Source organism: Thermophilibacter gallinarum (genome assembly GCF_014982725.1).
GTDB lineage: Bacteria > Actinomycetota > Coriobacteriia > Coriobacteriales > Atopobiaceae > Thermophilibacter > Thermophilibacter gallinarum.
In genome coordinates, this window is sequence record NZ_JADCJZ010000003.1 from 152,001 (window position 1) to 172,727 (window position 20,727).

General features: G+C 69.1%; 22 protein-coding genes and 4 tRNA genes. 1 reads left to right on the forward strand and 25 read right to left on the reverse strand.

The genetic code is table 11. From position 1 onward, the window contains the following. Nucleotides 1–97: 97 nt before the first annotated feature. From INF26_RS07375 to INF26_RS07460, 19 genes are all read right to left on the reverse strand, one after another. The gene (locus tag INF26_RS07375; RefSeq protein ID WP_193530311.1) at nt 98–1,009 is read right to left on the reverse strand and encodes a PGN_0703 family putative restriction endonuclease; all 912 of its coding nucleotides are present in this window, start codon (nt 1,007–1,009) and stop codon (nt 98–100) included. Between the two features lie 21 nt (nt 1,010–1,030). Next, nucleotides 1,031–1,888: a deoxyribonuclease IV gene (locus tag INF26_RS07380; protein ID WP_193530312.1), complete on the reverse strand. Its 858-nt coding sequence runs from the start codon at nt 1,886–1,888 to the stop codon at nt 1,031–1,033. Further along, entirely contained in the window at nt 1,885–3,078 is a 1,194-nt protein-coding gene (gene coaBC, locus INF26_RS07385) for a bifunctional phosphopantothenoylcysteine decarboxylase/phosphopantothenate--cysteine ligase CoaBC (RefSeq protein ID WP_193530313.1), read from the reverse strand. Before coaBC ends, INF26_RS07380 begins: the two co-directional genes overlap by 4 nt. 2 nt (nt 3,079–3,080) lie before the next feature. After that, a complete protein-coding gene (locus tag INF26_RS07390) occupies nt 3,081–3,797 on the reverse strand; it encodes a zinc ribbon domain-containing protein (RefSeq protein ID WP_193530314.1) in 717 nt (238 codons plus the stop codon). A 12-nt stretch (nt 3,798–3,809) separates the two neighbouring features. Next, nucleotides 3,810–4,991: a cysteine desulfurase family protein gene (locus INF26_RS07395; protein WP_193530315.1), complete on the reverse strand. Its 1,182-nt coding sequence runs from the start codon at nt 4,989–4,991 to the stop codon at nt 3,810–3,812. A 7-nt stretch (nt 4,992–4,998) separates the two neighbouring features. Next, the gene (gene rpe / locus INF26_RS07400; protein WP_193530316.1) at nt 4,999–5,676 is read right to left on the reverse strand and encodes a ribulose-phosphate 3-epimerase; all 678 of its coding nucleotides are present in this window, start codon (nt 5,674–5,676) and stop codon (nt 4,999–5,001) included. Then, nucleotides 5,676–6,350 (reverse strand): glycerol-3-phosphate 1-O-acyltransferase PlsY, encoded by a 675-nt coding sequence (plsY, locus tag INF26_RS07405; RefSeq protein ID WP_193530317.1) that lies wholly within the window; start codon nt 6,348–6,350, stop codon nt 5,676–5,678. The genes rpe and plsY overlap by 1 nt, the downstream gene beginning before the upstream one ends. After that, complete coding sequence (der, locus tag INF26_RS07410) at nt 6,350–7,681, reverse strand: ribosome biogenesis GTPase Der (protein ID WP_193530318.1); 1,332 nt, start codon at nt 7,679–7,681, stop codon at nt 6,350–6,352. Before der ends, plsY begins: the two co-directional genes overlap by 1 nt. Nucleotides 7,682–7,868: 187 nt before the next feature. Continuing rightward, on the reverse strand, nt 7,869–9,254 hold the full coding sequence (locus INF26_RS07415; protein ID WP_193530319.1) for a DUF512 domain-containing protein: 1,386 nt from the start codon (nt 9,252–9,254) through the stop codon (nt 7,869–7,871). A 145-nt stretch (nt 9,255–9,399) separates the two neighbouring features. Continuing rightward, complete coding sequence (ispH, locus tag INF26_RS07420) at nt 9,400–10,242, reverse strand: 4-hydroxy-3-methylbut-2-enyl diphosphate reductase (RefSeq protein WP_193530320.1); 843 nt, start codon at nt 10,240–10,242, stop codon at nt 9,400–9,402. A 1-nt stretch (nt 10,243) separates the two neighbouring features. Then, the gene (locus INF26_RS08525; protein ID WP_226371957.1) at nt 10,244–10,963 is read right to left on the reverse strand and encodes a lysophospholipid acyltransferase family protein; all 720 of its coding nucleotides are present in this window, start codon (nt 10,961–10,963) and stop codon (nt 10,244–10,246) included. Next, nucleotides 10,960–11,670, reverse strand: coding sequence for a (d)CMP kinase (gene cmk, locus INF26_RS08530; protein ID WP_226371958.1), 711 nt, complete (start codon nt 11,668–11,670; stop codon nt 10,960–10,962). Before cmk ends, INF26_RS08525 begins: the two co-directional genes overlap by 4 nt. Further along, nucleotides 11,654–12,490 carry a pseudouridine synthase gene (locus tag INF26_RS07430; protein ID WP_193530321.1) on the reverse strand — a complete coding sequence of 279 codons (837 nt, stop codon included), beginning with the start codon at nt 12,488–12,490 and terminating at the stop codon, nt 11,654–11,656. The genes cmk and INF26_RS07430 overlap by 17 nt, the downstream gene beginning before the upstream one ends. After that, entirely contained in the window at nt 12,483–13,169 is a 687-nt protein-coding gene (scpB, locus tag INF26_RS07435; protein ID WP_193530322.1) for an SMC-Scp complex subunit ScpB, read from the reverse strand. The genes INF26_RS07430 and scpB overlap by 8 nt, the downstream gene beginning before the upstream one ends. Before the next feature lie 3 nt (nt 13,170–13,172). After that, on the reverse strand, nt 13,173–14,048 hold the full coding sequence (locus INF26_RS07440) for a segregation and condensation protein A (RefSeq protein ID WP_193530323.1): 876 nt from the start codon (nt 14,046–14,048) through the stop codon (nt 13,173–13,175). A gap of 1 nt (nt 14,049) precedes the next feature. Next, the gene (locus INF26_RS07445) at nt 14,050–14,742 is read right to left on the reverse strand and encodes a site-2 protease family protein (RefSeq protein ID WP_332307332.1); all 693 of its coding nucleotides are present in this window, start codon (nt 14,740–14,742) and stop codon (nt 14,050–14,052) included. 9 nt (nt 14,743–14,751) lie between these two features. Further along, nucleotides 14,752–15,042 carry a hypothetical protein gene (locus tag INF26_RS07450; RefSeq protein ID WP_193530324.1) on the reverse strand — a complete coding sequence of 97 codons (291 nt, stop codon included), beginning with the start codon at nt 15,040–15,042 and terminating at the stop codon, nt 14,752–14,754. Next, on the reverse strand, nt 15,035–17,017 hold the full coding sequence (locus INF26_RS07455; protein WP_193530325.1) for an ABC-F family ATP-binding cassette domain-containing protein: 1,983 nt from the start codon (nt 17,015–17,017) through the stop codon (nt 15,035–15,037). The genes INF26_RS07450 and INF26_RS07455 overlap by 8 nt, the downstream gene beginning before the upstream one ends. Nucleotides 17,018–17,028: 11 nt before the next feature. Continuing rightward, a complete protein-coding gene (locus INF26_RS07460; RefSeq protein WP_193530326.1) occupies nt 17,029–17,415 on the reverse strand; it encodes a VOC family protein in 387 nt (128 codons plus the stop codon). A 221-nt stretch (nt 17,416–17,636) separates the two neighbouring features. Here INF26_RS07460 and INF26_RS07465 point away from each other — a divergent pair, with 221 nt between their 5' ends. Then, entirely contained in the window at nt 17,637–19,484 is a 1,848-nt protein-coding gene (locus INF26_RS07465; protein WP_193530327.1) for an acyltransferase family protein, read from the forward strand. Nucleotides 19,485–19,495: 11 nt separating this feature from the next. Here the strand turns inward: INF26_RS07465 and INF26_RS07470 are convergent, their stop codons facing one another. The 6 genes from INF26_RS07470 to INF26_RS07490 form a co-directional block, all read right to left on the reverse strand. Beyond that, a complete protein-coding gene (locus INF26_RS07470; RefSeq protein ID WP_332307334.1) occupies nt 19,496–19,975 on the reverse strand; it encodes a class I SAM-dependent methyltransferase in 480 nt (159 codons plus the stop codon). Nucleotides 19,976–19,987: 12 nt separating this feature from the next. Next, complete coding sequence (locus INF26_RS08535) at nt 19,988–20,125, reverse strand: hypothetical protein (RefSeq protein ID WP_226371959.1); 138 nt, start codon at nt 20,123–20,125, stop codon at nt 19,988–19,990. 67 nt (nt 20,126–20,192) lie between these two features. Next, a tRNA-Ala gene (locus INF26_RS07475) sits at nt 20,193–20,268 on the reverse strand. Between the two features lie 2 nt (nt 20,269–20,270). Next, a tRNA-Val gene (locus INF26_RS07480) sits at nt 20,271–20,345 on the reverse strand. Nucleotides 20,346–20,500: 155 nt separating this feature from the next. Continuing rightward, nucleotides 20,501–20,576 (reverse strand) — tRNA-Ile (locus INF26_RS07485). A 43-nt stretch (nt 20,577–20,619) separates the two neighbouring features. Next, nucleotides 20,620–20,695, reverse strand: a tRNA-Ala gene (locus INF26_RS07490). Nucleotides 20,696–20,727 lie beyond the last annotated feature (32 nt).

The following is a 20,727-nucleotide window of genomic DNA, read 5'->3' on the forward strand; positions in this document are numbered from 1 at the left end:
TTAAAAAACTGTAGGGTAATCAGGTCCGTCCGCCATCACCCAAATCCAGCGAAAAATGGGTGACAAGTCGATTCGAACGGGTATGGGTGTTGCTGCGTTACCAAACGTAGCGGTACAGACGCTCTCGTTCGGCGGCGGGGTAGCTGCCAATAGAAATCAGTTTGGAGACCGGCAGATAGACCATGGAGAAGCGAACGCCAAACGCTTCAAACGACTTGCGTGCCGGTGCCATCTCCTCCAAAAACTTCGCGAACTCATGTCGCTCGTCCTCGCACTTTGCCGCCAGCTGACGAAGTTCGTCTCTGCTCAGGGCCTCCGACCTGTTGGGTGGCTCCCAAACCACATTGAGCAATGTCAGCGTATGCGCGTGCGAGAGACGACCTTCCACGCAGGCGTTGTAGAGCGCCAGCGTGTGCTTGAAGAGCTGAGCGTAGTCAAGTCGCTCGAAACCACGTGACTCCAAACCTTTCGCTGCCGGGACAAAGGCCTCGGCAGCATGAGCATGACGGTACCTCGCGCGCTCGAAATACGCAGGCCTTAACGGTTTGGGAGCCCCAAGTACCCACTCGAGGTACTTGAACTCGCAGGCGACGATCCGGCCTTTCCCGTCATGGAGCAACGCGTCAAGGTTGGCGGGAAGCCCTCGTCGCAACGTGGGAATCTGGTACTCGTATGTGACGTGATAGCAGCCCGGTGGAAGCGCTTCGAAGAGCGATTCCGACGAAGTCTGTACAGAAAAAATCTCGTTGCCCAACACGTTGAAGGTCATTGCTGACGAGGAGCGTAGGGCACGCATCTTATCCTCAAGCTCCTTTCCAGAGCCGTGGGAGAACTCCGCTTTGTGTCGCTCGCTCATAGGGCGAATCAAATTGTCCGTGAGGTCTCGCACATAGAACTGACGCGTACCGACCGCGGCACCCGAATCAACAAGCTCGTAGCGAGCGACGCCGCAGGAGGTTTCATAGGCCCGCTTGATATGAGTAAGAAGCCGAAAGGTAAATGCGTCCATACGCTCTACCTCGCTGTCGGACTACTGTGGTGAGAGATGGTCAATCTTCAGGCTCCGGAGTAGGGCAATCTCCGCAGCCCAGCCGTCAAGGCCCGTCTGAGGGGTCTCAAGGACCATGGGCGGGCCCACAAGCCTCGGGTTAGTGACCACGGCGCGAAAGGTCTCGAGGCCAAGCGTGCCCTCCCCTATCCGCTCGTGTCGGTCCTTGTGTGAGCCGAGCGGATTCTTGGAGTCGTTCAGGTGCAGGGCGCGCAGGCGCGTGAGGCCGATCACGCGGTCGAACTCGTCGAGCACGCCGTCGAGGTCGCCCACGATGTCATAGCCCGCGTCGGCAACGTGACAGGTGTCCAGGCACACGCCGAGCAGCTCGTCGTGAGTGACGCCCTCGATGATGCGGGCCAGCTCCTCGAAGGAGCGCCCGATCTCGGTGCCCTTGCCGGCCATGGTCTCGAGAAGCACCGTGGTGCGCTGGCCGGGCTCAAGCACCTCGTTCAGGCCCTCGCAGATGAGGCGAATCCCCTCGTCAACTCCCTGCTTGACGTGCGCGCCGGGATGAAAGTTGTAGAGATGTCCCGGCATGCGCTCCATGCGCGCCAGGTCCTCGCGCATCGCACGACGCGCGAACTCGACGGTCTCCGGCTTTGAGGAGCAGAGGTTGTAGGTGTAGGGCGCGTGCGCGACGAGCGGGCCGATTCCGTGCTCCTCGAGCGTCGCGAGAAATAATCCGAGGTCCCTCTCGTCAAGCTCGCGCGCGTTGCCGCCGCGCGGGTTGCGCGTGAAGAACGCGAACGTGGTGGCGTTGATGTGGACGGCGTCGGCCGCCATGGCGGCGTAGCCGTTCGCGGTGGAGAGGTGGCAGCCTATGAGCAGCCCGCTCATCGTGCGGCCCTCTGCCGCGCCCAGTCCAGGATCGCGTCGGCCACGCCAGCGAGCGGCATGGTCTCGAGCTGCTCCACGCCCTCTGCGCTCACGAGCGCGACGCGGTTGGTGTCCGCCCCGAAGGTGGACTCGGGACGGCTCACGTCGTTGGCCACGATGAGGTCGGCGCCCTTGCGCTCGAGCTTGTCCTGCGCGTGCGCGAGAAGGTCATCGGTCTCGGCGGCAAAGCCGATGACGAGGCGAGCGCCCTTGGAAGCGCAGAGGCCGGCCAGGATGTCGGCGGTCTCCGTGAGCCTGATCGCGTCCAGATGCTCGCGATTCTTCTTGAGCTTGTGGTCCGCGGGCGCCGCAGGCGTGTAGTCGGCCACCGCCGCGCTGCATATCGCGACGTCGGCACCCTCGAACGCGGCGAGCATCGCGTCGTGCATCTGCGCGGCGCTCTCGACGTCGATGCGACGCACGCCGGCGGGCGTGGCAAGCGACGTGGGCCCGGAGACGAGCGTCACGTCGGCCCCGCGGCGCGCGGCGGCCTCGGCGATCGCGTAGCCCATCTTGCCGGTGGAGCGGTTCGCGATGTAGCGGACCGGGTCGATGGCCTCGTGCGTGGGACCGGCGTCCACGAGAACGCGCAGCCCGGCAAGGTCACGCGGGGCGAGAAGCGCGAGCACGGCCGCCGCGATCTCGTCGACGTCCGCGAGCTTTCCCTCGCCCACCTCCCCGCAGGCGAGCCGACCGCTGTCGGGACCGACGAAGCGAACCCCGCGCTCGCGCAGCGCGACGACGTTGGCCTGCGTGGCGACGTTCCGCCACATGTGGACGTTCATGCCCGGCGCCACGAGAACGGGGCATGCGCAGGCAAGAAGCGTCGTCGTGAGGCAGTCGTCGGCGATGCCGCACGCCATCTTGGCGAGGACGTTGGCGGTGGCGGGCACCACCACGGCGGCGTCCGCCCACTCGGCGAGCTCGATGTGCGGGATGGCGGAGCCGGGATAGTCGTAGAGCGAGGTTGCCACGGGCGATCCGGAGAGCGCCTCGAAGGTCGCGGTGCCGACGAAGCGCGAGGCGTCCTCGGTCATGGCCACCCGCACCTCGCAGCCCGCCTTCTGGAGGCCGCGCAGCACCTCGCAGGCCTTGTAGGCGGCGATACCGCCACAGACGGCGAGCAGTACGCGGCTCTTCTCGGCTTTCATGCCTACTCCTCCTCAGAGGTGATGAGGATGCGGTGGCAGTACGGGCACTCGGTGATCTCTCCGTGCTGCGCGAGGTCGTGGAACTGGCTCGGCTGGAGCTTCACGCGGCACACCGACGGCACGTTGCCACGCAGGCGCTCCACCCCGAGCCCCTTGAAGCGCTTGCGAGCGGCCTCGTAGCGCTCGAGAAGCGCGGCGGGGAGCTCGGCGGCCACCTGCTCGCGCTCGCGGGACAGACTCACGATCTGGGCGCGCAGGTCGCGCGAAGCCTCCTCGAGCTCGGACTGCGTCGTCGCACGCTCGGTCTCGAGCCGATCGGCCGTGAGCCGGGCGTTGCGCTCGGCGCGCTCCAGGCGCTCCAGGCGCTCGCGCAGGGGCCCGAGGGTGAACTCTGACTTCTCGATGCGCTTGGCGAGCGAGGTGAGCTGCTGTTCGAACGAGCTGATCTCGCGGTGCGTGTGCTCGCCGGCGTCCGCCTCAGCCTGGACCTCGGCTGTCTTGGCGCGATAGTGCGCGAGCGCCTCCTCGGCCTCGGTCACGTCGGTCTGCGCGTCCTTGCGCTGCCCCACGATGCCCTTGAGCTCGGAGGCGACCTTGCGGCTCGCGAGCTCGATCGTCTGCAGGCGCTTGCGCTGCGGCATGGCGGAGAGCGTGGAGGCGTGCTTGAGCAGCTCGAGGTCGAGCTCCTGGAGCCTCATGAGGGCGGCGGGTTCGGTCATCGGTACCTCTCTCTAGCGGTTCGAGCGGTGGGTGCGCTCGGAGACGACGTTCAGGAGCGTTGCGGCGAAGCGGTCGAGGTCCTCCTCGGCGACGCGCTCGTCGAACGAGACGCGCAGGGAGCCCAGGGCCTCGTCGCGCGGGATGCCCATGGCGAGCAGGACGTGGCTCGCGTCGAGCGACCCCGACGAGCACGCGGAGGCGGCGGAGACCTCGAAGCCCGACTGGTCGAGGGCGAGGATGAGGGTCTCCGAGTCGAGCCCGGGCACCATGACGCTCACGATGCCGGGGAGGCGCCCCTCGTCGACCGAGGCGGAGACGGTCGCGACGACGCCGGTCCCCGGCGCGCAGAGGCGCTCGTAGAGCGTGTTCGCACGCGTTGAGACGAGCTCCCGCACGGGACCCAGCGAGGACTGGCAGGCACGGGCCGACGCGGCGAAGGCCAGCGCTCCCCGCACGTCCTGGGTACCCGCGCGGCGACCGACCTCCTGCCCGCCGCCGAAGCTCTGGGGGCGCAGCGGCACGCGCCCGCGCAGCGCGAGCGCGCCGACGCCGACAGGCCCGCCGATCTTGTGCGCGGCGACGCTCACGGCGTCGACGTCCCCGAGGTCGAGGGGAACGTGCCCGAACGCCTGGACCGCGTCGGTGTGGAAGAGGGCGCCGGCGGCGTGGGCTGCTCGCGCGAGCTCGGTGACCGGCTGGATCACGCCCGTCTCGTTGTTCGCGTACATGACGGAGACGAGCGCGCAGGTCTCGTCGAGAAGCGGGGCGAGGGCGCCCGTGCCCACGACGCCGGAGCGGTCGGGGCGCACCAGGTCGACCTCGAACCCGCGCTCGCGCAGCGGGCCCACGAGGTCGAGGACGGAGTCGTGTTCGATGGCCGAGACGACCACGCGCCTCCGGCGGCTCGAGCGCGCCCGGACGCCCTCGGCGATGCCGAGAAGTGCGAGGTTGTTCGACTCGGTCCCGCCCGAGGTGAACGTGACGTCGGAGGGCCGGAACCCGCCGCCGAGCGCACGCGCGAGGTCGGCGCGCGCCCCGTCAAGCGCCCTGGCCGCCAACCGGCCGAGCGTGTGGAGCGAGTTGGGGTTCGCGCCGGCGTACGGCGCCTCGTCGTAGGCGCGCATGGCCTCGAGGGCCTCGGGGCGCAGCGGCGAGGAGGCCGCATAGTCGAGATATGTGAGCTTGTCCGTCACGGCGCCCCTAGGCGGTCTTGGAGACGGCGGCGACCGCGTTGGCGCGGATGTCGGCGATGGCCGCGGCACGGTCGGCTGAGCCGAACACGGCGCTGCCGGCCACGAAGACGTTGGCGCCGGAGGCCGTGACCTCGGCGACGTTTCGTGCGGAGATGCCGCCGTCGACCTCGACGAGCGGGCTCACGCCGTGCTCGTCGCACATGCGGCGGAGGCGACGGAGCTTGCGGAGGGTGGACTCGATGAACGTCTGGCCGCCGAACCCGGGGTTGACGCTCATCACGAGGACCATGTCGAGGTCGTCCAGGATCGGCTCGAGCACGCTCACGGGCGTGGCGGGGTTGAGCGCGATCGAGGCCTTGGCGCCGCGGTCCTTGATCAGCTGCACGAGGCGATGCGCGTGCAGCGCGGCCTCGTAGTGGAAGGAGACGATGGAGGCGCCCGCGTCGAGGTACTTCTCGGTCACCTCGTCGGGGTTGGAGACCATCAGGTGGGCGTCGACCGGCAGGCCGCTCGCCGCCGCGACGGCGCGGAGCATGTCGGGGCCGAACGTCAGGTTGGGGACGAAGTGGCCGTCCATGACGTCGAAGTGGATCAGGTCGGCCGAGGAGACCTGCTCGAGCTCGTCGGAGAGGCGCAGGTAGTCGGCGGAGAGGATGGACGGGGCAATGAGAACGCTGTCGGACATCAGTGCGTCTCCTCCTTGTCAGAGCGGTGGAACGAGAAGCGGCGCTCCTCATGGCGGGCGAGCCGGCGCACGTTCTCGCGGTGAGACCAGATCACCACGACGGCTGCGACGGCGACGGGGGCGATGGCGGCCGCGGGGAGGCCGAAGACGACGCACCACACGGGCAGCGACGCCGCGGCGAAGACGGAGCCGAGGGAGACGTAGCGCGTGGGGACGGCGAGCACGAGGAACACGGCGAGCGCGGCGAGGCCGATGGGCCAGTAGAGGCCGAGGGCCGCCCCGAAGCCGACGGCGATCCCCTTCCCGCCGTGGAAGCGAAGGTAGGGCGAGAAGACGTGACCGCAAATGCATCCGAGGAAGACGAAGGCGAGCGACGCCCCGAAGGCGGTGGTGTGGTCGAGCGCGGCGACGTCGCCGCCGAGGGCGAGCGCCGCCACGGCGTGGCGGGCGACGAGCATCCACACGAGGCCCTTGCCCAGGTCGAGCAGGAGCGTCGCCGCCGCGGCGCCCTTCCCGACGGAGCGCGCGACGTTGGTGGTGCCGATGTTGCCCGAGCCGACCTCGCGGACGTCGACGTGGCCCATGAGCCGGGCGACCACGAGGCCGAACGGGATGCCGCAGACGAGGTAGGCGCCGAGCGTGAAGACGGCCGTCCAGAGCGCGAGCCCCTGCATCAGCGCTCGCCCCCCTCGGTGGAGCGACGGAACTTCAGTCGCACCGGCGTGCCGGTGAGGTCGAAGCGCTGGCGCAGGCGGTTCTCGAGGAACCGCTCAAAGTTGTCGTCAACGAGGTCGGGGGCGTTGCACCAGAAGGAGATGACGGGGGGCTCTGTGCCGGTCTGCGTCGCGTAGCGGATCTTGAGGCGGCGGCCCTTCTCGCTGCGCGTGTGGCCCCCCTCGCGGATCTGGGCGAGGAAGTCGTTGAGCTCGGTGGTCCTGAGCTGGGACGAATGCGCCTCGGCGGCGCGGACGGCGAGCTGCAGGACCTTGTCCGTGGCGCGCCCCGTGAGGGCGGAGACGTTAACGGAGGGAATCCAGGGCGCGAAGGCGAGGCGCTTGTCGATCGATGCGACGATCTCGTCGCGCTGCTGCTCGGTCTCCACGAGGTCCCACTTGTTGAGGACGAGCACGAGCGCGCGACCGCGGTCGATGGCCATGCCGGCGACCTTCTGGTCCTGCTCGGTGACCCCGACGGTGGCGTCGACGACGAGCAGGCAGACGTCGGCACGCTCGATGGCCTGGAGGCCGCGGACGAGGCTGTAGTACTCGACGTCCTCGTGGACCTGGGACTTCTTGCGCATGCCCGCCGTGTCGACGAGCCGGATGGTCTGGCCCTGCCACTCGATCATGGTGTCGATCGCGTCGCGCGTGGTTCCGGCGACGTCGGAGACGATCGAGCGCTTCTTGTTGGCGAGGCGGTTCGCGAGGCTGGACTTGCCGACGTTGGGCCGGCCGATGATGGCGAGCGAGAGGACGTCGTCCTCGGGCTCCTCCACCTCCTCCTCGGGGAACGCGGCGACGATCTCGTCGAGCAGGTCGCCGGTGCCGTGGCCGTGTCCGGCCGAGAGCGGGCGCGGCTCGCCGACGCCGAGGGCGTAGAAGTCCCAGAGGCCGTCCTGCTCGGTGGCGGGGTCGTCCTTCTTGTTCACGACGAGGAAGACGGGTTTGTCCGTGCGGCGGACGATGCGGGCGACCTCCTCGTCCTCGTCGGTCACGCCGGTCCTGCCGTCGACGACGAAGACGATGACGTCGGCCTCCTCGCAGGCCATGAGGGCCTGCTCGCGAATGCGCGGGGCGAAGACGTCCTTGGACTTGACGGACTCGATGCCGCCGGTGTCGATGAGGGTGAACTCGCGTCCGTTCCAGTCGGCCTCGTGATAGGAGCGGTCTCTCGTCACGCCGCGCGACTCGTGCACGATGGCGTCGCGACTCACCGCGATGCGGTTCACGAGCGTGGACTTGCCGACGTTGGGCCGGCCGACCACGGCGACTACGGGTTTGGGCATCTCGTCTCCTCGCTATTCGATTTGCGGGGAAATCTTACCACGAACGGTGCATATTCGCCGGTGAGCGCGAGACATTCACAGGTCGTCCGCCCCCGACCGGCGCGGCCACTGTCCGGCGCTCAGACAGCTTGCCGAGAAGGGCGCTCGGCAAGAACTCGCGGCGGACAGTGGCCGCGCCGGTCGGGGGCTACGTCAGGCCGAGGATGGCGAGAAGGGCGTCGAGGTAGTCGCCTGGGTTGGGGACGCTCACGGTCACGAGGGCGCCGCGGGCCCGAAGCTCGTCGAGGATGCGGGCCTCGGTGTCGCCGTCGAGGGTGAGCTTGTCGAAGTTGAACATCACCTCGGGGAGCACGACGAGCGTGCCTGCGAGCTCATCCGGCATCTGGACGAGCAGATCCTCGGACACGATGAGGCCCGTCACGTTGACGTCGCCGCCGAAGTAGTCGTTCCTGATCGCGCGCGTCCGTGCTCGGCCTGCGGGCGACAGCGCACGGCAGAAGGCGCCGATCGTCTCGGACGCCGCCTCGCCGCAGACGAGCTCCACGCGCAGGCCCCGCTCGCCAAGGACTTCGTCAACGCGTCGCAGGTCGCAGGCGCGCTCACGCGCGACGAGCACCGTCTCGTCGAGGAAGCTCCGAAGCATGCCGATGCCGTCGTAGAACTGCGGGTAGCCGTCGTAGGTCTCGGCCGGCGGGACGGGCAGGTCGGCGTCGACATAGAACTCGTCGGAGAGCTGGAAGCGCGTGATGCCGAGCGTGCTTCTCGCCCGCTCCTGATACGGCTCGAGGAGACGGACCACGGCTCGGGAGGCCTCGGGGTCATCGGAGTAGGAGCTCTTGAAGCGTCGGCTGTGCTTGGTATAGCCGAGCGGCACGATGGCGAGCGAGGTGATGCCGGGGCGTGCCTCGACCCAGTCGAGCGTGGCGGCGAGCTCGGCGCCGTCGTTGATGCCCGGGCAGAGCACGATCTGGGCGTGCACCTCGATGCCGCCCGCGAGCAGGCGCTCGAGCACCTCGATGCCGCGGTCCGCGCGGCGCCCGATGAGGCTTTTGCGCACCTCGGGCGTGATCGCGTGGATGGAAACGTTCATCGGCGAGAGGCCGCAGTCGACGATCCGCTCGGCCTCCTCGTCGGAGACGTTGGTGAGCGTCACGAAGTTGCCCTGCAGGAAGGAGAGCCGGTAGTCGTCGTCGCGCAGCGTGAGCGTGGCGCGCGCCTCGGGCGGCAGCATCGCCATGAAGCAGAACTGGCAGGCGTTCACGCAGGTGCGAATGCCGTCGAAGAGGACGTCAGTGAAGTCGATGCCCCAGTCCTGGCCCGGCTCGCGCCAGAGCTCGCAGGGGGTCACGCTGCCGTCGCGCGGGTCGAAGACCTCGAGCTCGCAGCAGGCGCCGTCGGCCTCCCAGCGCCAGTCGATGAGGTCGCGCGGCACGACGCCGCTCACGCGATCGACGCGCATGCCCGGCTCGATCCCGGCCTCCCAGGCGGGGCTCCCCTCCTCGACGGCAGCCACCCAGGCGCCCGTCGCGCGCTCGCGCGTCGAGGCGTAGTCCGCGCGCTTCTGCTCGGCCATGCCGCACCCCCGCTCTTCTCGCCCGACGTCTGCCACGCACCAACAACGTACAAAATCCAGCACAATAATCTATATGCCCAGTTGAAAATAACGCACACGTACGATTTTGTGCGTTATTCGCCGGAGGGCGAGAAGGACGCGCGCGCTACTCCCCCACCATGGCGGCAATGGCGTCGCGCACGGCCTCGATCTGGCTCGCGGGCGTGCTGGCACCCGCGGTGATGCCGATCAGGCCCGCGCCCTCGAACCACTCCGGCCTCAGCTCGTCGTCGCCCTCCACGTGATGGGTGCGTGGGCAGCGCGCCGCCGAGATCTCGGCCAGGCGCGTCGTGTTGGCGGAGTTGCGCCCTCCGATCACGACCATGACGTCGGCCTCGCGGGCGAGCTCGTCGGCGGCGGACTGATGGCCGGCCGTGGCCTCGCAGATCGTGTTGATGACGCGGACCTCCTCCGCGCGGGCGAGCAGCTCCTCGACGACCTCGGCGAGAAGGGCGCGGCGGGCGGTCGTCTGAACGACCACGCCGACCTTGCGCGCGTGCGGGAGCCCGGCTGCCTCCTGCGCAGACCCCACGACCACGGCGCCGGGCGCATGCGGCAGCGTCGCCTCGACCTCGGGGTGCCCCGCTTCGCCGACGACGACGACCTGGTATCCCTCGCGGGAGAGGCGCTCGGCGGCGAGATGCACCTTCTTCACGAAGGGGCACGTCGCGTCGAGGACGCGCCTGCAGAGCTCCCTCGCGCGCGCCTCCTCCTCGGGCACAGTCCCGTGCGTGCGCAACAGCAGGGTGTCACCCGCGGCCTGCTCGGGCGAGGACACGGCGTCGACTCCGCGCTCGGCGAGCCCGGAGACGACGCGCGGGTTGTGGATCAGCGGGCCGAGCGTGTGGACGGCCCCCTCGTGCTCGTCAGCCGCGGCCTCGACCATCTGCAGGGCGCGCTCGACGCCGTAGCAGGCGCCCGCCTCGCTCGCGATGCGGATCTCGGGCACCTCAGTCCACCCCCGGGTAGTCGGCGCGCATCTGGTCGCGCAGGGCGTAGACGCGCTCCATGCCCCGACGCTCCATCTCGGCGAGCTGCTCCTTGCGCTTCTCGCCGAGGATCTCGGACCACTCGATGGGCCTCTCGGCACGCACGTAGACGGGCCGACGGAAGCGCAGGCGGCGCGCGCCGATGATGGCGACAGGCTGGACGGGTGCCTTGGCGAGCTGGGCCATGATGGCGTAGCCGCCGTGGGTCTGGGCGTCCGCGTCGTCGCGGACGCGCGTCCCCTCCGGGTAGATGAGGACGGACTCGCCGCGGGCGAGCATGGCACGGGCGCGGCGGACCGTCTTCATGTCGGCCGTCCCACGCTGCACCGGGAAGCCGCCCGCACGCGAGAAGAGCCAGGCGGCGGGACCGATGCGGTCGAAGTCACTCTTGTAGACGATGCGCACGGGGACGTGGGCAAGCCACAGAGCGACCACGACCACGACGGGGTCGAGCATGGACTCGTGGTTCATGATGATGACGCGACCGCGCGGGTCCTCGGTGAGCAGCTCGATGTTCTCCACTCGCCAGGGCCAGAGGAACTTGGTGACGACCCAGAGGATGCGGACCACGGCGCCGATGAGGAGCCGCCCGGGCAGCGGGTGCTGTCGGATGTCGTGGTCGTAATAGTCGTCGAGGGTGTTGCCCGCGAAGGCGCGCATGCGCCCGTCCTTCTCGCTCATGCGTCGGCCCTCCCCGCACGCGCGGCGAGCTCGGGCGAGAGCGCGAGGATGGCCTCGACGACCTCCTCGAAGGAGAGCTCGGAGGAGTCGATGCGCGCCGCGTCGTCGGCAGGGCGCAGCGGGGAGGTCTCGCGCGTCGAGTCGTAGGTGTCGCGACGGACGAGGTCGGCGAGGATCGCCTGCTCGTCACCGGCGTCGACGGCGACCTCGTCGCCCGTTGCCAGGTTGCCGCCCTGGCGCTGGACGGCTCGGCGGCGCGCCCGCGCCTCGGGCGAGGCGCTGAGGAAGACCTTCACGTCGGCCGCGGGGAACACGACCGTGCCGATGTCACGTCCCTCGGCCACGACGTCGCCCTCCTCGCCGAAGCGGCGCTGGAGCGCGACCATGGTCACGCGGACCGCAGGGTTGGCGGAGACCGCCGAGACGGCGCGCTCGACCTCGGCGGTGCGGATCTCGCTCGTGACGTCGGTGCCGTCGACGACGACCCGCTGCCCGCCCTCGGACGGCAGAAACTCGATGCGGACGCCGTCTGCGACGGCGGCAACGGCCTCGGCGTCGTCGGGGTCGACGCCGCGCTCCAGGCACGTGAGCGCGACGGAGCGGTACATCGCGCCCGTGTCGAGGTAGGTGAGGTCGCAGCGCCGCGCGATCTCACGCGCCACCGATGACTTGCCGGAACCGGACGGACCGTCAATGGCTACGATCATGGTCACTCCTTCTCTCGTTGCAGATCTCCGTGAGCTCGGAGCTCTCGGCCTCGGTGAGCTCGCGCCACGCTCCCTCGGCGAGGTCGCCCAGCCGAAGCGGGCCGAACGCGTCGCGATGGAGCGCGAGGACGCGATGTCCGACCTCGAGCAGCATCTTCTTGACCTGGTGCTTCCTGCCCTCGTGGATCGTGAGGCCGACGACGGCGTTTGGCTCGCCGCTTCCCCTGCGGCCCGCCCCGTTGGGCGCGACCACCGAGAAGCGCGGGTCGTCATGCGGGATCAGCTCGACGCGGGCGGGCGCCGTCGGGCCGTCGTCGAGCATGACGCCGCGGCGCAGCCGGTCGAGCTCCCGTTCGCTCGGGGTGCCCACGACGAGGGCGACGTAGTGCTTCTCGACGTGGCGAGACGGGTGCAGCAGCGCCTGTCCCAGGTCGCCGTCGGTCGTGAAGAGCAGGAGCCCGGTGGTGTCCTGGTCGAGCCTCCCTACCGGGAAGAGGCCTGGGTGCTCGCGGCTGGGCACGAGCTCGGCGACGGTGGGGCGGCCGAACGGGTCGCTCATGGTGGTGACGTAGCCCGACGGCTTGTTGAGGATCGCCGAGAAGGGCCTCTCGTCGATGCGACACACCCTGCCGTCGACGGTCACGACGTCGCGCTCGGGGTCGACCTTGCTGCCCAGCTCGGTCACGACCACGCCGTTGACGCTGACGCGCCCGGCGGTCATGAGGCGCTCGGAACCGCGCCTGCTTGCGACGCCGGCGCGCGCCAGGAAGCGCTGGAGGCGCATCGGGTAGAGCCCGCTTGTCCGGAGCGGCTCACTCATCTGCCTGGGCTCCCCCGTCCTCGTCGCGCTCGTAGTCGTCGAGAAGCTCGCGCTCGTCATCCATGTCGGCGGCGGTCTCCTCGAGCGTCGAGGCGATGGAGCGGCCGGAGAGGCGCTCTCGGATGAAGCGCTTGGACTCCTCGTCCGGCGCGAAGTCCTCGAGCGGCGGGAGCTCGCGGAGGCTGCGCAGGCCGAAGTGCTCGAGGAAGAGGCGCGTGGTGCCCCAGAGCTGGGCGCCGCCGCGGTCGCGCTCGCGACCGACCTCGCGGACGAGGCCCTTCTCGCGCAGGGAGGCGATGACCCCGTCGGAGTTGACGCCGCGGATGGCGCGGACGCCCTCGCGCGAGACGGGCTGGTGGTACGCGATGACGGCGAGGGTCTCGAGCGCCGCCTGCGAGAGACGCCGCGTGTCCCAGGACAGCACGTAGCTCGCCACCTGGTCGTGGTAGGCGGGATGGGTGTAGAGCCTCCAGCCGCCCGCGACCTCGCGGAGCTGGAAGCCGCGATTGGCGTCGGCGTACTCCGCGGCGAGCTCCGCGAGCGCCTCGGCGGCCTCGCCCGGCTGGACGCCGGCGGCCTCGGCGAGCACCGTCGCCGGGACGGAGTCGTCCGAGACGAGCAGGAGGGCCTCGAGAAGCCCCTTGAGCGAGCCGGACTCCATGCGTGAAAGGTCAGCCATCTACTACTCTCCCCCGTCGTTCTTCTCGGTCACGGTGCCCTCGTCCCCGTCCCGGCCGTCCTCGTCCCACTCGCGCATCTCGGCGAGGACCGACTCGTCGAGCTCGTAGGCGGGAGCGCCCTCGACGTGCTCGACGTCGATCTCGCCGAATATCTCGTCCTGGCGCACGTCGACGAGACCGCGCTTGTAGAGTTCGAGGATCGCCAGGAAGTTGGCCACGACGGCCTCGGGCGCGTCCTGACCGTCGAGGAGCTCGGTGAACGTCACACGCCCGCGCCCGCGGACCAGACGGTCGACCGCGGCGATCGTGAGCGCTACCGGAAGGCGGCGCGGGGCGACGTGCTCGGCCTCGAGCAGGAGCGTCTGCCGCTGGCTGTCGATGTCCGCGCAGATGACGGCCAGGCTCCGGAGCGTGATTCCCTCAAGGTAGTCGGGCATGAGGCCGAGGAACTCGGGGTCGGGCCCGACCGTGCGCGGGTGCATGCGGGCCTCCGCCTCGGCACGGGCGCCGAGCGCGGCGGCGGCGCTGCGGAACTGCTTGTAGGCGATGAGCCGTGCGATGAGGACCTCGCGCGCCTCGTCGGGCGTGAGCCCCTCGAGGTCCGCGTCCTCCTCGTCGAGGTCGTCGGAGGAGCGGGCGATCGGCTCGTCAGGCACGAGCGACGCCGCCTTGATGTCGAGCAGCGTCGAGGCCACGAGCACGAAGTCGCTCGCCACGTCGAGGTCGATCTCGCTCATGCGCTCGACCTCGGCCAGGTACTGGTTGGCGACCTCCGCGATGGAGATGGAGCCGATGGTCACGCGCTGCCTGCTCACGAGCTGGAGCAGCAGGTCGAAGGGCCCCGAGTAGGCCTGGGTCTGCACGCGGTAGGAGGCCATGTCAGAGCCCCCCGAGAAGGAGCCCGTAGAGGCTCCCGGCCGTGGCGTCCAGATAGCGTCCGATCGGGTCCACGTGCAGGAGCTGCGGGACGATGTAGAGCGCGACGACGAGGATCGGCATCGCGTACTGCTGGATCTGGTAGTAGGCCCGGCGCGCGTCACCCGTCAGGAAGTAGAGCACGACCTTGGAGCCGTCCAGCGGGGGCAGCGGAATGAGGTTGAAGAAGCAGAGGACGAGGTTGACCGACACGTAGGTGGAGAGGATCGTCACGACCCAGCTCACGACCTCGAACGGGGCGGCGCCCGAGACGACGGCACCGAGGAGCGGGTCCCAGGCGGCGCGCAGCACGAGCGCCCCGACGAGCGCCTGCAGCACGTTGGAGGCCGGGCCCGCCAGGGCGACGAGCAGCTCGTCGCGACGGGGGTGCCGCAGCCTGCGAGGGTCGTAGGGGACGGGGCGCGCGAACGCGAAGACCGGCCCGCCGAGAAGCGCCATCACGAGCGGCAGAACGACCGAGCCGAAGCCGTCGAGGTGCGCCCTCGGGTCGAGCGTGAGGCGACCGGCCTCCTTCGCGGTCGCGTCGCCGCAGCGCAGGGCGACCCAGCCGTGCGCGACCTCGTGCACGATCGCCGAGAGCATGACGAGCACGACGGTGATCGCGACGGAGACCAGGGTGTCGAAGGAGTAGGGCACGCGCACCCCCTAGGCGGCCAGGCGGCGCGCCGGGACGGAGATCCTGCAGAGAAGCCAGTCCAGAACCAGCAACACTATAGCAACGATCGCAAAGTCCCCGCGGAACGCGCCACCGAAGGGAGTCACGAAGACGAAGAGGCCCGCCACGGGCCCGGGGACCGCCGCCGACGCGAGCGCGTTGACTCCAAGCAGGAGCGCGCGGGGGCCGGCGGGCAGGACGGCGTTCGCGACGACCAGCGCGACGAAAGCCCAGGCGAGGGTGCGACAGACGAAGGCGCCAAGGCGCAGAAGGCTAGACACGGGCGGCCTCCTCCAGCTTCTCGGTGAGCTCCAGCCACTCCTGCTCGAGGGCGGGAACCTTCTTCGAGAGCGCGGCGTACTCGGTCATGCACTCGTCGAAGCGCTTGGCGTCGTTGTAGAGCTCCTGGTCGGCCATCATCGTCTCGAGCTCGGCGAGGCGCGCCTGCGCGGGCTCCAGGGCCGCCTCGACCTCCCTGAGGCGGGTCCGCTCGGCCTTGAGCGCGCGGTTGCGACGGTTGCGCTCCTCCGCCTCCGCTCGCCGCTGCTCGCGCGTCTTGACGTTACGGCCGGTGGCGGGCTCGGGGACGACCTTCGCGGCCGTGGGCACGGGGGCCTCGACGGCCTCCTCGGCGGCGCGCGCCTCGAGCTCGGCGCGCTTGAAGAGGAAGTAGTCGTAGTCGCCGTCATAGACCGTGACCTGGTGGTCGCGGACGTCGACGACCTTGTTTGCCACCGCGCGGACGAGATGCTCGTCGTGGGAGATGAGCACAATCGTGCCCTTGAAGTCCACGAGCGCGCGCTCCAGCACGTCGACCGAGTCGATGTCGAGGTGGTTGGTCGGCTCATCGAGCAGCAGCAGCGGGTCCGGCGCGACGAGCATCTTGGCCAGGGCCAGACGCGCCCGCTCGCCGCCGGAGAGCACGCCGACGCGCTTCTCGACGTCGTCGCCGTGGAACAGGAACGCGCCGAGCAGGCGGCGCTCCTCGGACGTGGTCCAGCCCGCGGCCACGGAGTCCATCTCGGCAAGGACGGTATTGGCCTCGTTGAGCTGCTCGAGCTGGTGCTGTGCGTAGTATGCCTTCGTCACGTTCTTGCCGAGCTCGACCGTGCCCTCATCAGGGGCGAGAAGCCCGTTGATGAGCTTCATGAGCGTGGACTTGCCGGCGCCGTTGGGGCCGGTGAGCGCCACGTGGTCGCCGCGATAGAGCTTGAGGTCCACGCCCGAGTAGACGTGGTTCTCGCCGAAGGACTTGGCCACGCCCTCCAGGCTCACGACCTCGTCGCCGGTGCGCGGCGGCTCGGGGAAGGCGAAGTGGACCTTCTTGGTGCCCTCGGGCAGGATCACGAGCTCGCTCTTGATCTGCTCGATCTTCTTCATGCGCTCCTGCGCCTGCGCGGCCTTCGTGGGCTTGTAGCGGAACTTGTCGACAAAGACCTGCATGTGCGCGATCTCGCGCTCCTGGGCGGCGCGCTTGGCGCGCATCTGCTCGAGGTTGTCCTCGCGCTGCCTGAGGTAGCTCGAGTAGTTGCCGGTGTAGGTGGTGATGCGACGGTTCTCGACTGCCGCCACGTGGGAGACGCAGGCGTCCATGAAGGCGCGGTCGTGGGAGACGAGAAGCACGGCGCCGTCGTAGCCCGCGAGGAACTGCTCGAGCCAGCGGACGCTCTCGAGGTCGAGGTGGTTGGTCGGCTCGTCGAGCAGCAGCAGGTCCGGGTGGCGCAGCAGCAGCTTGGAGAGGGCGATGCGCATCTGCCAGCCGCCCGAGAAGTCGCGTGCGGGCTTGTCGAAGTCCTCGACCGGGAAGCCGAGTCCCGCCAGGATCTGCTTGGCGCGCGCCTCCAGCTCGTAGCCGCCCAGACGCTCGAAGCGGTCCTGTGCCGCACCGTAGCGCTCGAGCAGGCGGTCGAGCTCCTCGCCCGGTGAGGTCTCGGAGATCTGATGCTCCAGCTCGCGCACGCGGCGCTCCAGCTGCTTGACCTCATGCGCGGAGTCGACGACCTCGGCGAGTGCGCTCTTCTCCCCCGCGAGCTTGGTCTCCTGCTCGAGGTAGCCGACCGTGGTGTCACGCGCGAAGCTCACCGTACCCTCGTCAGGGGACTCCTCACCCATGAGGATGCGCAGAAGCGTGGTCTTGCCGGAGCCGTTGGGCCCGACCAGCGCCCAGCGCTCGCCGGCGTTGAGCTGCAGCGTGGCGCCCGTGTAGAGGGTGCGGCCGCCGAACGACTTGGTGATCTTGTCTGCGAGAGCTATCACGTGCTCCCCCGCTAGTCGGCGATGGTGAGGTGGATCGCGAAGCCGGCGATCTCCTCCTTGAAGTAGATGAGGTAGGTGCGACCCGAGCCGTCGGGGCAGAGCGTCCGCGAGGCCTCGTTGAACTCGACGCCGCGCTCCTCGTACCAGGCCTGGGCGGCGTCGATGTCGTCCACGTGCAGCCCGATGTGGCCGCGTGCCCCGCGCCCGCCGTTGTTCATGACCTCGACGAGGCTGCCGGAAAACGAGGAGACCGGGAACGGCTCCTCGCCGCGCGGGATGCCCAGGAGGGCGCAGAACGCATCCGCCGTGGCGGCTGCCTCCTCGGGGGTGGAAGTGTTGACGCCCAGGTGGGCGAGCCTGAGCCCAAAGAGCTCTACGGGGTTCTCTGAGGCGGTCATGCTGGTCCTTTCTCTTCAACTGAAACAGTATACGTCATCGCGCGGCAGCGCCCCGAATCCCCACGACGCGCCCGACGCCCTATACTGTCGACCCCAAGGAGCCTTCGACGCGAACGGAGCGACGCGTGGACGCAAGACAGGCACAGGTCGGAGAGGGACGCGCTGCTGCGACGAGAAGGGCCTCGCGACGTAGGGACACGTCGCGTGCCTCCGGCGGGCCCTTGGCGCCCGCTCAGGCGCCTCGGGACGCGACGGCGCCGCATGGTGGCAAGGTTGCCGCGCTCGAGGGCTTGCGCGCGCTCTCGATTGCCGCGGTTGTGCTCTACCATGCCGCCCCCACGGTGCTCCCGGGCGGCTTCCTTGGCGTCACGGTCTTCTTCGTGCTCACGGGCTATCTCACGACGCTGTCGGTGGAACGCGAGCTCGATCGCGAGGGGTCCCTCGACTATCCCGGCTTCGTCCTGCGGAGGCTCAGGCGGCTCGTGCCCTCGGTCGTGGTCGTCGTGGGAGCAACGGCGCTTCTCTGCGCCCTCTTCTCGCACGCGCTTCTGCCCAAGGTGAGGGCGGACGCGCTGAGCGCCCTGCTCTTCTTCGAGAACATTCGCTACATCGTCGCAGACGTTCCCTACTTTGCTGCGGCAGGCCTCCCCTCCCCTCTCACGCACCTGTGGTTCCTCGGCGTCACGATGCAGTTCTACCTCGTTTGGCCGCTGGTCTTTCTCGTGCTGCGACGTCTCTGTGCGCGGCGCGAGGTGCTTCTCGGCGTGGTCGGCGTGCTCGCGCTCGCCTCTGCCGTGGCCATGGCCGCGCTCTTTGACCCGGCGAACACGAGCCGCGTCTACTACGGACCCGACACGCGTGCCGCGGAGCTCCTGGTGGGCGCCCTCTGTGCGCTGGCGACGCAGGGGCGGGGCTGGGAGCTCAGGATGCCCGCCCGTCTTGCCGCCGAGCGCCCTCCCGTCCCTCGCTGGGCCTACGACGTGGCGGGCGGGGCCGCGATCGCGCTTCTCGCGGTCATGGCGCTCACGATCGACGGGTACTCGCCCGTCGCATACTACGGGGGCCTGCTCGCCGCGGCGCTGCTCGCGGCCGTCCTCGTCGGCACGGTGTGTCGCAGCGGGAGCATGCTGGCGAGGCCGCTCGGCTGTCGCGCGCTCGTGGCCCTGGGCGGGCTCTCGTTCTCGCTCTACCTGTGGCACTACCCGCTTTTCCTCGTGATGAACCCGGCCACCCGAACGACCGAACTGCCATGGTGGGGCTGGGTGCTCGAGCTCGCGGTCATCCTCGGCGCGAGCGTCGCGGCACGGGCGCTCGTGGAGCGTGGGCTCGGGACGCCGTGGCGCTTTGGGCAGACGAGGGCTCGCGCCGCCGCGCTCGGAGCGTCCGCCCTCGCGGTTCTCGTGCTGTGGGCGGTCCCGGTCGACGCGACCGCGGGACGCCCCGATACGCCCGCTCACGTGCAGAGCGCCGAGCAGCCTGGGGACGCCGGTGCGAGCGCGCCTGGTGAGGGCCAGGCCGCGACGGGCGCGCAGGAGGACGCGGAGGACGAGGCGCCGCCCGCGCCCGAGGACTACGAGGTTGACCCCGAGACGGGTGCCACCGATGCCAGGGTGCTACTCATTGGGGACTCCGTGTCGCTCGACACGCTGGACCGCTTTGGCGAGGTCTTTCCCAACGGCTGGATGGACTCCGCCATCAACCGACAGATCTACGTGGGCGAGGACGTGTATCAGTCGTGCGTGGAGGCCGGTCACGAGGCGCCGGTGGTGATCTTCTCGCTGGGGACAAACGGACCGGTCTCCGAGGACGACGTGAGAGAGCTGATTGAGGGGTGCGGGCCGGGGCGGCGCGTCCTTCTCGTCAACAACCGCATGCCTGATGCGTTCCAGGACCGTAACAACGCCGTCCTCGAGCGGGTCGCCTCCGAGTGCGACGGCGTCGAGCTCGTCGACTGGTTCTCTGAGAGCGCGGGGCACGACGAGTACTTCTGGGACGACGGGACGCACCTCAGGCCCGAGGGCATCGACGCCTACGTTGCGATGCTGCGGCGTGCCGTCACCGGGCGGTAGAGCTAGCAGGCCTATCGCTCTTGCGCAGACGGTATCGTGATCACACCGGCGCAGAACGACGCGCGCTCGAAGGTGAGCCCGGGCAGCAATGGCCGCAGCTCGTCGCACACGAAGTAGACCTCGTCCGTGTCCCAGGCGTCGCCGACCAGCCGTCGGCACGCCTCCAGGTCCGCGCGCGTCTCAAACGCCACGTCTCCGATGTGAATGCACCCCTTTGGGGCGAGAAGCCCCGTGAGCTCGAGAATCAGAGCGGCCTTGCGCGCGTCGTCGAGATGGTGCAGCGAGTAGGTGGCGACGATGGCGTCATAGGTCCTGCCACCCAGCTCCGGAACGAGCCCGTCTGCGAGGTCCCCTTGGTAGAGGTGCGCCCCTGGCATCTTCTCGCGCGCGATCTCGACCATGCGGCCCGAGAAGTCCTGCCCGAAGATCTCGCAGCCCGCCTCGCAGAGGCGCGCTGTGAGCGCAGCCGTGCCGAACCCGAGGTCGAGCACGCGACGTGACCCCTATCCGACCACCCTGGAGAAGATGACGTCCATCACCCGGTCATAGCCGGCGAACGGGTAGGCGTCGGCAGCCTCCGAGCGTCTCACGCTCTCGTCATAGGCATGCGCCCAGGCGTCGAAGCCCTTCTCGCCAAGCATCCGGTCCCCTCGCCGCCTCCCTACGAGAAGAGCCGCCGAGCTTTCACCCGACGGCCCCGAACGTTTCTGGTGGAGATAAGGGGGTTCGAACCCCTGACCTCGTGACTGCCAGTCACGCGCTCTCCCAACTGAGCTATATCCCCGCTGGTGGGCGATGCTGGATTCGAACCAGCGACCCCTTCCGTGTGAAGGAAGTGCTCTACCCCTGAGCCAATCGCCCGTGCGAGGAATCATCCTATCAGAACTCCGCGCGATTCGCACGGACATTTTTCCATTCACATAATCACGTGTAGGGGCTTGTCGGTCGCCCGTCGGTCAAAACATAAAAAAGAGCCGGTCAGGATGCAACTTTGACACCCTGACCGGCGTTTTTGTTGGTGGGCCCAGCAGGATTCGAACCTGCAACCCAGGGATTATGAGTCCCCTGCGCTAACCGTTGCGCCATGAGCCCGCTATGAAAAAGGCGGCGACCGAAGCCGCCGCCGTCATTCACATGGTGGAGATAAGGGGGTTCGAACCCCTGACCTCGTGACTGCCAGTCACGCGCTCTCCCAACTGAGCTATATCCCCATTTGGTGCGGAAGTAACTATACCAGACTCGC

Excerpts from the sequence above, each read along its gene's own strand:
- INF26_RS07430 (WP_193530321.1), bottom strand. The coding sequence starts at position 12,490 with ATGAGTGAGCCGCTCCGGACAAGCGGGCTCTACCCGATGCGCCTCCAG.
- INF26_RS07380 (WP_193530312.1), bottom strand. The coding sequence starts at position 1,888 with ATGAGCGGGCTGCTCATAGGCTGCCACCTCTCCACCGCGAACGGCTAC.
- cmk (WP_226371958.1), bottom strand. The coding sequence starts at position 11,670 with ATGATCGTAGCCATTGACGGTCCGTCCGGTTCCGGCAAGTCATCGGTG.
- scpB (WP_193530322.1), bottom strand. The coding sequence starts at position 13,169 with ATGGCTGACCTTTCACGCATGGAGTCCGGCTCGCTCAAGGGGCTTCTC.
- INF26_RS07390 (WP_193530314.1), bottom strand. The coding sequence starts at position 3,797 with ATGACCGAACCCGCCGCCCTCATGAGGCTCCAGGAGCTCGACCTCGAG.
- INF26_RS07415 (WP_193530319.1), bottom strand. The coding sequence starts at position 9,254 with ATGGCCGAGCAGAAGCGCGCGGACTACGCCTCGACGCGCGAGCGCGCG.
- coaBC (WP_193530313.1), bottom strand. The coding sequence starts at position 3,078 with ATGAAAGCCGAGAAGAGCCGCGTACTGCTCGCCGTCTGTGGCGGTATC.
- INF26_RS08535 (WP_226371959.1), bottom strand. The coding sequence starts at position 20,125 with ATGCTTGGCGAGAAGGGCTTCGACGCCTGGGCGCATGCCTATGACGAG.
- INF26_RS08525 (WP_226371957.1), bottom strand. The coding sequence starts at position 10,963 with ATGAGCGAGAAGGACGGGCGCATGCGCGCCTTCGCGGGCAACACCCTC.
- rpe (WP_193530316.1), bottom strand. The coding sequence starts at position 5,676 with ATGTCCGACAGCGTTCTCATTGCCCCGTCCATCCTCTCCGCCGACTAC.
- INF26_RS07460 (WP_193530326.1), bottom strand. The coding sequence starts at position 17,415 with ATGACCGCCTCAGAGAACCCCGTAGAGCTCTTTGGGCTCAGGCTCGCC.
- plsY (WP_193530317.1), bottom strand. The coding sequence starts at position 6,350 with ATGCAGGGGCTCGCGCTCTGGACGGCCGTCTTCACGCTCGGCGCCTAC.
- INF26_RS07375 (WP_193530311.1), bottom strand. The coding sequence starts at position 1,009 with ATGGACGCATTTACCTTTCGGCTTCTTACTCATATCAAGCGGGCCTAT.
- der (WP_193530318.1), bottom strand. The coding sequence starts at position 7,681 with ATGCCCAAACCCGTAGTCGCCGTGGTCGGCCGGCCCAACGTCGGCAAG.
- INF26_RS07440 (WP_193530323.1), bottom strand. The coding sequence starts at position 14,048 with ATGGCCTCCTACCGCGTGCAGACCCAGGCCTACTCGGGGCCCTTCGAC.